The organism is Streptosporangium sp. NPDC003464, from assembly GCF_053588315.1.
On record NZ_JBSFPS010000399.1, the window covers coordinates 1 to 6,249 of the forward strand.

The 6,249-nt window shown below is 71.1% G+C and carries 7 protein-coding genes; 6 read left to right on the plus strand and 1 reads right to left on the minus strand.

The window, feature by feature from the left end; all coding sequences use genetic code 11:
* Window positions 1-90 precede the first annotated feature (90 nt).
* Together ACWDS7_RS45495 and ACWDS7_RS45500 are read left to right on the plus strand one after the other, a co-directional pair.
* On the plus strand, window positions 91-1,146 hold the full coding sequence (locus ACWDS7_RS45495; RefSeq protein ID WP_451934361.1) for a class I SAM-dependent methyltransferase: 1,056 nt from the start codon (window positions 91-93) through the stop codon (window positions 1,144-1,146).
* 177 nt (window positions 1,147-1,323) lie between these two features.
* Window positions 1,324-3,024, plus strand: a complete 1,701-nt coding sequence (locus ACWDS7_RS45500; protein ID WP_451934362.1) for a GAF domain-containing protein — start codon at window positions 1,324-1,326, stop codon at window positions 3,022-3,024.
* A 151-nt stretch (window positions 3,025-3,175) separates the two neighbouring features.
* Here ACWDS7_RS45500 and ACWDS7_RS45505 read toward each other — a convergent pair whose 3' ends face one another.
* Entirely contained in the window at window positions 3,176-3,583 is a 408-nt protein-coding gene (locus tag ACWDS7_RS45505) for a hypothetical protein (protein WP_451934363.1), read from the minus strand.
* A 250-nt stretch (window positions 3,584-3,833) separates the two neighbouring features.
* On the opposite strand from ACWDS7_RS45505, the gene ACWDS7_RS45510 reads away from it, so the two are divergent.
* The 4 genes from ACWDS7_RS45510 to ACWDS7_RS45525 all read left to right on the plus strand — a co-directional run bounded on the left by ACWDS7_RS45510 (window position 3,834) and on the right by ACWDS7_RS45525 (window position 5,945).
* Window positions 3,834-4,223 carry a hypothetical protein gene (locus ACWDS7_RS45510; RefSeq protein WP_451934364.1) on the plus strand — a complete coding sequence of 130 codons (390 nt, stop codon included), beginning with the start codon at window positions 3,834-3,836 and terminating at the stop codon, window positions 4,221-4,223.
* Window positions 4,224-4,228: 5 nt separating this feature from the next.
* The gene (locus ACWDS7_RS45515; protein ID WP_451934365.1) at window positions 4,229-4,357 is read left to right on the plus strand and encodes a hypothetical protein; all 129 of its coding nucleotides are present in this window, start codon (window positions 4,229-4,231) and stop codon (window positions 4,355-4,357) included.
* Window positions 4,299-4,907 (plus strand): pyridoxamine 5'-phosphate oxidase family protein, encoded by a 609-nt coding sequence (locus ACWDS7_RS45520; RefSeq protein WP_451934366.1) that lies wholly within the window; start codon window positions 4,299-4,301, stop codon window positions 4,905-4,907. The genes ACWDS7_RS45515 and ACWDS7_RS45520 overlap by 59 nt, the downstream gene beginning before the upstream one ends.
* Before the next feature lie 681 nt (window positions 4,908-5,588).
* Window positions 5,589-5,945: a polymorphic toxin-type HINT domain-containing protein gene (locus ACWDS7_RS45525; protein ID WP_451934367.1), complete on the plus strand. Its 357-nt coding sequence runs from the start codon at window positions 5,589-5,591 to the stop codon at window positions 5,943-5,945.
* Window positions 5,946-6,249: the final 304 nt, after the last annotated feature.

Here is a 6,249-nt window from a genome sequence, read left to right on the forward strand (position 1 = left end):
GGCCGGAGCGGTCGTGATCAGGCGTCGTGACAGCGGATCGCCGGCCGATCTCCACGTCGCCGGTGCCGGACGGCGACGGAAGGGGACATCATGACGACGCAGACGACGGAGGAGTTCGCCGACCGCCTGCTGCGGTCCGCGCTGGGCGCCATCGAGGTGCTCTCGGTGCATCTGGGGGACCGGCTGGGCTGGTACCGGGCACTGGCCGGACACGGCCCGGCCACCGCCGCGGAGCTGGTCGCCCGCGCCGGCGGTCACGAGCGATACGCCCGGGAGTGGCTGGAGCAGCAGGCCGCCTGCGGCATCCTGACGGTCGGCGAAGACGGCCGCTTCTCCCTGCCGGCGGGCCCGGCGGAGGTGCTGACCGACGAGTCCAGCCTCGCCTACCTCGCGCCGCTGGCCCGGATGATCGCCGGGGCCGCCGCGCAGACGCCCGCCCTGCTGGAGGCGTACCGCGCCGGCGGCGGCGTCGGCTGGGCCGCCTTCGGGCCGGACATGCGGGAGTCCCAGGCCGATATGAACCGGCCCTGGTTCGAGCACGCGCTCCCCGGCGCCCTCGCCGGGGTGCCCGACCTCGACGCGCTGCTGCGCCGGCCCGGCGCCCGCATCGCCGACGTCGGCTGCGGCGGCGGCTGGTCCACCATCGCCCTGGCCCGGGCCTACCCGCAGGCGGTCGTCGAGGGGATCGACATCGACGGCCCCTCGGTCGAGCTGGCCGTACGCAACGCCGGCGAGGCCGGGGTCGGCGTCGCCTTCCGCCACGGCGACGCGGGCGCGCTCACGCCCGCCGGAGACGGCTACGACGCGGTCTTCGCCTTCGAGTGCCTCCACGACATGCCCCGGCCGGTGGAGACGCTCACCGAGATACGGCGGGCCCTGCGGCCCGGGGGGACGGTCGTCGTCATGGACGAGGCCACCGCGCCCTCCTTCGCCGCGCCCGCCGACGACACCGAGCGGCTGCTGTACGGCTTCAGCCTGCTCATCTGCCTGCCCGACGGCATGTCCCACCAGCCCTCGGCCGGCACCGGCACGGTGATGCGCCCCGACACCCTGCGGCGCTACGCGGTCGAGGCGGGCTTCGGCGACGTGGAGATCCTGCCGATCAGCGACTTCGGGTTCTGGCGCTTCTACCGGCTGCTGCCGTGACCCCCTGACCCGGCGCCCGCCTGTCGCCGCCGGGGACCCGGCCGGGCGGGGGCGGGAGGCGGGGAGGCACAAGACATGCCCCGGTGTTACGCCGAGGTGTCGCGGCCGAAAAGACGCGTGACCCTCCTCACCCCGCCGAAGTGGGCATTCACCCGTCCGGAATGCCAAACTCTACGTATGGCGGATATCGATCCCGGGGCGTTGATTCCGCACATGCGGCTGGACGAGCTCCTGTCGGAGCTGCAGGTGCGGCTGGAGGCCGTGCTGGCCACCCGGGACCGGGTGCACGCGCTGCTGAACGCGGTCGTGTCGGTGGGCAGTGACCTGGACCTGGAGACGGTGCTGCGCCGGATCGTGGAGACCGCCACCACGCTGGTCGACGCCACCTACGGTGCCCTGGGCGTGATCGGTGAGGAGAACACGCTCGTCCAGTTCGTCCCGGTGGGGCTGACGGACGAGGAGATCGCCAGGATCGAGCACTGGCCGCACGGCCTCGGCCTGCTCGGCCTGCTGATCAAGGAGCCGCAGCCGCTCCGGCTGGCCCACATCAGCGACCACCCCGAATCGTACGGATTCCCGCCCGGCCACCCGCCGATGGGATCGTTCCTGGGCGTGCCGATCCGGGTGCGCGAGGAGGTGTTCGGCAACCTCTACCTCACCGAGAAGCGCGGGGGAGGGGAGTTCGACGCCGAGGACGAGGCGATCGTCACCGCGCTGGCCACCGCCGCCGGGGTGGCCATCGAGAACGCCCGGCTGTATGCCGACAGCCTGCGGCGTGAGCGGTGGTTGCAGGCCTCGGCGGAGGTCACCACCAGCCTGCTGTCGGGGGCCGAGCCACGGGAGGTGCTCACGCTGATAGCGCGCCGGGCGCGGCAGATGGCCGACGCCGACGTCGTGGCGGTCCTGCTGCCCGACGAGTCCGGGCACGACCTCCAGGTGGTCATCACTGACGGGCCCGCCTGCGAGCAGGTGGCCCATGCCCGGGTGCCGGTGGCCGACTCCCTGGCGGGCCGGGCCTTCGCCAGCGGCGAGCCGCTCATGGTCACCGACCCCGCCGAGGCCGAGGTCCCGATCGCGATCGCCGAGTACGGCTCGCTCGGCCCGGTGGCCGCCGTGCCGATCGGCGAGGCGCACACCGTGCACGGCGTGCTGTCGCTGGGCAAGCACGCGGGCCGCATCCCGTTCAGCCAGGCCGAGCTGCGCATGCTGTACTCCTTCGCCGGACAGGCCGCGATCGCCCTGGAGCTGGCCGAGAGACGGATGGACGCCGAGCGGCTGGGGCTGCTGGAGGACCGCGACCGGATCGCCAAGGACCTGCACGACGTGGTGATCCAGCGGCTGTTCGCCGTCGCCATGACGCTGATGAGCACGGTGCGGCTGGTCGAGCGGCCCGAGGCCTCGGCGCGGCTGCAGAACGCCATCGACGAGCTGGACGGCACCATCCGGCAGATCCGCTCGACCATCTTCGCCCTGCAGTCCCCCCGGGAGAGCGGCGCGGCGGGCCTGCGCGCGCGGATCGTGGAACTGGTGGAGGGCGCACGTGGTCACCTGGGCTTCATGCCGGGACTGACCATGGACGGCCGCCTCGACGGCGGGGTGCCCGCGGAGATCGCCGAGCAACTGCCGGCCGTGCTGCGCGAGGCGCTGTCCAACGTCGTGCGCCACGCCAGGGCGTCCAAGGTGGAGGTGTCGGCCGAGGTGAGCGACGAGCGGCTCGTCCTGGTCGTGGCCGACGACGGCGTCGGGGTGCCCGCGGACGGCCGGCGCAGCGGGCTGCGCAACCTCCAGGAGCGGGCCGAACGCCTGGGCGGCCATCTCACGGTCGACGCGCCGCCGCAGGGCGGCACCCGGCTGGTGTGGAGCGTGCCGCTCGGCTGACGCCGGGCGCGGCGGACCCGGACGTCCGGTCGCCGCCTGACAACTCCGACAGAACGTAGGACGACCCCTCGACCTCCACGCCCCGCCCTGACAGACCACCGACTACGCGGGCGGGCCGGGCGCCCCCGGGAACTCGGCACAGGCCTTCCGCTCAGCCGGTCCGGGCGAGCAGGTCGAGAATCGGCCGCTCATAGAGGATGGCCTCCGACCTGCGTACAAAGTTGAGTGCCGACCGGAGGTGGGAGCCGGTCGCCGCGCGGTCGCCGCGGGCGAGCGCCAGGCGGCCGAGGCACAGGTCGGTGACCGACCATCCGAGCAGCCGGCCCTCGTTCACAACGAGCCGGGCGTACAGCGCCGCCGCCTGGGCTGCGGCCGCCGCAGCCTCTCCGACGGCCTCAGCGGTCTCTCCCGGCGGCGCCGTGCTCTGCGAGGCCAGCCGGAAACAGGCCTCGCTGAGCAGGTCGGGGATGAACCGGTACGCCAGGTCGCCCTCGATGTGCGCGAAACCGTTCCGTGCCAGCCCGGCGAAGATCTCCACGGCCCTGCAACGCGAATGCACCAGCGGCAAGATCACATGACGCCCGCGATTGAGCTACAAATCATGGAAACCCTGAGAACGACTGGTGAAGGGAGACAGGGCGCGGGGCGATGTTCCCCTGATGTCCCACAAGTTCCTTCTATATCTTTCCCCTCGTCCTTCACTGACGCATGAGGCCCACGTGACGCCCCACGACAGACCAGGGAGAAAGTAATGAAGCACACTCTCGCTCTCGGCGGGGTCGCGGCCGGCACGCCGGCCTCCGCGCCCCGTGGGACAAGAAGGAGTCCTACAAGAAGTTCGTCGTTTACGGCGAGATCTGGCAGCGGCTCCGGGGGCCACCAAGGACAAGATCGTCGACATCGCTCCGAAGGACGTCGGCGCCCTCGGTGCCAGCGTCGGTGGCCAGGGCCTGGCCTGCAACCAGAAGATCGGCACGCCGGTCTTCGAGTTCGGCTACCCGAGCGGGAAGCACCCGGGCGGCAACTACGCCTTCACCGGCAAGACCCTCAAGGGGGCCTACGGCAAGCCCTTCAAGGCGACCGCCCCGTCGCTGAAGGCCGAGGAGCCCGTGGGTATCAGGCCGCCTTCACCGGTGAGAGCTCCCTTGGCTCGCCCTGGCTCCGCAGTTACGGCGACACCAAGCGTCCTGGTCACCTGAACGGTGTGGCCATCGCCGTGTCCGACACCGACGGCGACAAGCGCATCGACACCAGCGTCTCCCCGTACTTCGACGGTGAGGCCCTGGTGGTGTGCAGCGTGGCCGCGAAGAACCGGTCCGGCAAGACCGTCTGATCTGCCCCGGCGGTTCCAAGTAGTCCAAGTAGTAAGCGAAGGGCCCGGCCTCCAGCCAGGCCCCTGCGCCATCAAGCCTAGTGAACAAGGAGAGATCCCATTGAGCCTGCCCCCGCTCTCCCCCGCTGCCCGAACGGCACTGCTCGACGAGCTGCACGTGGGCGTGATGTCAGTAGCTGCTGGTCCTGACCGAGCACCCCTGACCACACCAGTGTGGTATCTAGCCGAGCCGGACGGTCGCATCCATGTGATAACGGGGGGCCGGACGCGTAAGGCCACGCTGCTGCGCACCGCGGGACGAGCCGCGCTCTGCGTACAGGACGAGCGCTCGCCGTATCGATCAGTCACGGTTGAAGGTGCCGTCACTGTGAGCACGGTCGACCCGGATATCCGGCGGCGCATCGCAGAACGGTACCTTGACCCCGACGCGGCCTCCGTCTATCTCTCCATGACCGCTCCTGAGGAGCCGCAGATGGTCCTGGTCACGCTTGTCCCCGAGCGATACATGACCGCTGACTTCGGCCCGCTGCTCGTGGCCATGGCGCAATAGCCGTCGAGTAATCCGCGTAAAGCCATGCCGGCGGGTCCGGCTGTGCCCGTTCGGCGCTGTCCTCAGGGCCGGCCGGCCGTTCTCCGAGTTGATCAAGGGCAATGGCCGGCCCGCCGACGACCTCGACCGAGGCGGGCGCGCGGCAGCGGCGCCGGCCGTTCCCACGCGTCCTCGAGATCGGAGGTAGCTGCGGCGTCGCACCCGCCCAGGACGGCGGCCACCGAAGTCGTCCCGTTCGGTCCGGGGCAGCTGCCTCCAGTGCTCCTCGCCGAGACCGGCGACCAGGCAGGCGATGCTGACAGCTACTTCAAATTCCTTCGTGCCTCCCGGCCGGCCGGGCCGGGCCGGTAATGACCACTGATTGTTCACAAGCGGCCCCAGCCACTCTTCCTTCGGTTATCACATCGGATGGAAGGAACGACGAGTATGAGATCGTTGCGAGTCCGCGCGGCGGCTCGAATCGCAGCCGTTCTGCTGCTCTCCGGAGCAGGAGGCGCAGCAGGAGCACTCGAGGGGCTTCCGGACGCCCTGCCCTCCGCTCACAAGGTCGGGGCCCCGTCGGCAGATGGTCTCCCGTCTCGCCTGACGGCGCTCCGTCCGTGCTGCACCCACTGCCCGGTGGGCGGGGGTTGCGACCCAGGCGGCACCGGAAACAGCTTCATCGCGGACACCCCCGTCGTCATGGCGGACGGCAGCAGCCGCCCCATCGGTGCCGTACGCGTCGGCGAGCGCGTAGCCGACGGCGACAGCGCTCATCCGGTGCTTGCCAAGATCACGGGCACCGGTGTCAAGGACCTCGTGGACATCACCGCCGGCGGCGCCACCGTCACCAGCACCGCGGGGCACCTGTTCTGGCTGGACGGCCACGGCTGGACCGCCGCCGCGGAGCTCCGCCCCGGACACCGGCTCGGCGACGGGCCCGTCGTCACCGCCGTCCGCCGCTCCACCCGCGCCGCCACCGTCCATAACCTCGACGTCGCCGACCGGCACACATACCGTGTGAAGATCGGCGCGCATGACGTACTGGTGCATAGTTGAGGGGGACGGCCGGATGGAGCACCTGTCGTCGTCGCGGCGGGGACGTACGCTCGGCTTCATCACGGACGTGGCCGGCGGAACCGCCAAGAGCTCCTAACAGAATGATCTCTGCGTGATCTGATCTCTCGCTGTAGCGATGGCGAGAGGGGCCGCAGGCGGCGCGGCTGAAGCCGTGGGAGATCAGTGATGAGTCGTGGGCGGTCGTCGAGCCGTTGCCGCCGAGCAGGAGCGCCGGGTACGGCCTCCGGGCCGCAAGCCTCCTGGTCGTCGCCGGCCGGGGTGTGCAGATCCATGCCGACGATCC

Excerpts from the sequence above, each read along its gene's own strand:
- ACWDS7_RS45495 (WP_451934361.1), top strand. The coding sequence starts at position 91 with ATGACGACGCAGACGACGGAGGAGTTCGCCGACCGCCTGCTGCGGTCC.
- ACWDS7_RS45500 (WP_451934362.1), top strand. The coding sequence starts at position 1,324 with ATGGCGGATATCGATCCCGGGGCGTTGATTCCGCACATGCGGCTGGAC.
- ACWDS7_RS45525 (WP_451934367.1), top strand. The coding sequence starts at position 5,589 with ATGGCGGACGGCAGCAGCCGCCCCATCGGTGCCGTACGCGTCGGCGAG.